2 protein-coding genes and 1 pseudogene are annotated in these 3,336 nt (G+C 70.7%); 1 reads left to right on the top strand and 2 read right to left on the bottom strand.

From position 1 onward, the window contains the following. Nucleotides 1-429 (bottom strand): annotated as a pseudogene (locus tag NQ160_RS21030) (excinuclease ABC subunit UvrA); the annotation flags it as partial. A 143-nt stretch (nt 430-572) separates the two neighbouring features. Between NQ160_RS21030 and NQ160_RS21025 the strand changes: the two are divergent. Continuing rightward, complete coding sequence (locus tag NQ160_RS21025) at nt 573-2,738, top strand: catalase (protein WP_257517027.1); 2,166 nt, start codon at nt 573-575, stop codon at nt 2,736-2,738. A 3-nt stretch (nt 2,739-2,741) separates the two neighbouring features. Here the strand turns inward: NQ160_RS21025 and NQ160_RS21020 are convergent, their stop codons facing one another. Next, nucleotides 2,742-3,197 carry a MarR family winged helix-turn-helix transcriptional regulator gene (locus NQ160_RS21020; RefSeq protein WP_374113694.1) on the bottom strand — a complete coding sequence of 152 codons (456 nt, stop codon included), beginning with the start codon at nt 3,195-3,197 and terminating at the stop codon, nt 2,742-2,744. Nucleotides 3,198-3,336 lie beyond the last annotated feature (139 nt).

Here is a 3,336-nt window from a genome sequence, read left to right as displayed (position 1 = left end):
CGTCTGACGCTGGATGCGCTCACCGCACTCCGGGCAGTGTGGCACCCCGATGCGCGCCCAGAGCAGTCGCATGTAGTCGTGGATCTCGGTGATCGTGCCCACCGTCGAGCGCGGGTTGCGGTTGGTCGACTTCTGATCGATCGAGACGGCCGGGCTCAGGCCTTCGATGAAGTCCACGTCGGGCCGGTCGACCTGCCCGAGGAACTGGCGGGCATACGAACTCAGCGACTCGACGTAGCGCCGCTGCCCCTCGGCGAAGATGGTGTCGAACGCCAGACTCGACTTTCCTGAGCCCGAGAGACCGGTGAACACGACGAGCGCGTCGCGCGGAATGTCGAGGTCGACGTTCTTCAGATTGTGTACGCGGGCACCGCGGACGCTGAGCGTTCCGCGGGAGTTTCCGGGCGCAGGGACAGAGACGATGGGCACTGATCAAGTCTAGGCGGCGCCTCGGACACCGGCTCGGAAAACCCTGCGAGGCGCGCGCGTTAGGGCACCGTCCGCCAGGCGTCAACCAGCGGAAAGCGGTCGCGCCGCCACGTAGCGTGCCGTGCAGTCCACCCCCCGCGACGATGGAGGATCCATTGCACAAGGACCGCAAGCCCACCCGCGACGACATCGTGATCCCCGGCGCCCCCGCGCCGGTGCCGCCGGCTCCGGCCGAGCCCACCGAGCCGACCGAGCCGCTGCCTCCCAAGCCCGACCAGGCGGCTCCGAAGACGGTGACCCCCACGGGTGCCGAGACGGGGCTCCCCCCGAGCAGCACCGCACAGCAGGGCGGCGGGCTCACCACGGCCCAAGGCGCCCGCGTGCGCGACACCGACCACTCCCTCAAGGCGGGGGCGCGGGGGCCGGTGCTCCTGCAGGACCACCACCTGCGGGAGAAGATCACCCACTTCGACCACGAGCGCATCCCCGAGCGGGTCGTGCACGCCCGCGGCGCCGCCGCCCACGGCACCTTCCGCGCCAACGGCGCCGCCTCGTCGGTCACCCACGCCCAGTTCCTGCAGAAGGGCGCGACCACCCGGGTGTTCACCCGGTTCTCGACCGTGCTCGGCTCGCGCGGCTCGGCGGACACCGTGCGCGACACGAGAGGGTTCTCCACGAAGTTCTACACCGAGGAGGGCGTCTACGACCTCGTCGCGAACAACATCCCCGTGTTCTTCATCCAGGACGCCATCAAGTTCCCCGACGTCATCCACGCCGGAAAGCCCCACCCCGACCGCGAGATCCCGCAGGCGCAGTCCGCCCATGACACGTTCTGGGACTTCGTCTCCCTGCACACCGAGGCGCAGGCCCACGCCATGTGGAACATGTCCGACCGCGGCATCCCCCGCTCCTATCGGATGATGGAAGGCTTCGGGGTGCACACCTTCCGCATGGTGAACGCGGAGGGCGCCACGTCGCTGGTGAAGTTCCATTGGCGTCCCAAGCTCGGCACGCACGCCCTCACGTGGGAGGAGGCGCAGCTGGCGGCGGGCAAGGACCCCGACTTCCACCGCCGCGACCTCGCCGACGCGATCGAGGCCGGCGCCTTCCCGCAGTGGGACCTGGCCCTGCAGGTCATGCCCGACACCGAGGACGAGACCTTCCAAGGCATCGACCTGCTCGATCCCACGAAGTTCATTCCCGAGGAACTCGCGCCGCTGCAGGTGGTGGGCACCCTGACGCTGGATGCCAATCCGACGAACTTCTTCGCCGAGACGGAGCAGGTCGCCTTCCACCCGGGCCATCTCGTGCCGGGCATCGACGTGACGAACGACCCGCTGCTGCAGGGCCGGCTCTTCTCCTACCTCGACACGCAGATCAGCCGGCTGGGCGGGCCGAACTTCGCCCAGCTGCCGATCAACCGCCCCCACGCCGACGTCAACGACATGCTGCGCGACGGCATGCACCAGACGGCCGTGCACCGTGGCGTCGCCCCGTACCAGCCGAACTCGCTCGACGGCGGCTGCCCGTTCCACGCCGGGGCGGACGAGTCGGCGTTCACCGACTTGCCGGTTCGGGTCGCCGAGTCGGTGAAGGAGCGCGCCCAGCCGGCGAGCTTCGACGACCACTACTCGCAGGCACGGCTGTTCTACCGCTCGCTCACGCCGATCGAGCAGCAGCACGTCGCCGAGGCCTACGCGTTCGAACTGGGCAAGTGCTACGAGCAAGCCATCAAGGAGCGTCAGCTGCAGGCCCTCGCCAACATCGACGCCGGCCTCTGCGCCTCGGTCGCCGACGCGCTGGGACTGCCCGCCCCCGAGGCCACCGTTCCCGTGACCGACGCGCCACCGAGCCCGGCGCTGTCGTTGATCGGCCGGCGGTGGCCGATCGAGGGCCGCACCGTCGGCATCATCGCGGATGAGCACACCGAGCAGGGCGAGCTCGGCCGCGCGCGGGCGGCGATCCACGCCACGGGCGCCGTGCCGCTGGTGGTGGCCCCGCGCGGCGGCATGCTCGGCGCGGTGCCTGTGCAGCGCACGGCCCACACCGCCGCGAGCATCGAGTTCGACGCGCTCATCGCGCTGTCCGCGTCGCCCGACCCGCGCACCGCGCGGCTCTTCGACGAGGCCTTCCGCCACGGCAAGGCGATCGGCGTGACGGATGCCGCGAGCGCGCTGCTGCGCAACGCGCGCATCCCCGTCGACGCCCCGGGCGTCGTCGCGGGAACGGCCGAGCAGGTCGTGGCCGGCGTGCTCAACCTCATGCCCGAGCACCGCGTCTGGGACCGCTGGCAGGCGCCTCTGCGCTGACGGTCAGGCTCGCCCCGTTCCCGCGAACGGGGCGAGCCCGTCCCGCAGGGCCGCGACCGCCGCGGCATCCACCCCCACACGCTGCATGATCTGCTCCGGCACCCGCCGGGCCTCTTGGCGCAAGGCGGCTCCCGCCTCGGTGAGGCCGATGTCGAGCACGCGCTCGTCGTCGTGACGACGGGTGCGGGTGACCCGGCCCTGCGCTTCGAGCCGCTTGACCAGCGGCGACAGGGTGGCCGGCTCCATCGCCAGTTCGTCGGCGAGGTTCCGCAGCGACCGCGGGGTGCTCTCCCAGAGCGCGAGCATCACGAGGTACTGCGGGTGCGTCAACCCGAGGGGCTCCAGCACCGGGCGATAGATCGCGACGACGTTGCGGGCGGCGGTGACGATGGCGAAACAGACCTGGTTCTCGAGCTTCAGCAGGTCGTCGGCACCGTCCACGCCCCCGAGTCTAGCCATTCGTTAGTACACTAATGATCATGACGCGCAGCGACCCGGACCGCCCTCCCCTTCGCGAACGCGTCCGCGAAGCCGGCGGCTGGTACGCCTACCTCAATTCGCGGCTGATCAAGGTCGCCGGCCCCGCGTCGGTGGGGCC

The sequence above is a fragment of the Microbacterium sp. zg.Y909 genome (assembly GCF_024626565.1).
The sequence above is the reverse complement of the archived record's forward strand: the minus strand, read 5'-3'. Positions and strand labels throughout refer to the sequence as shown.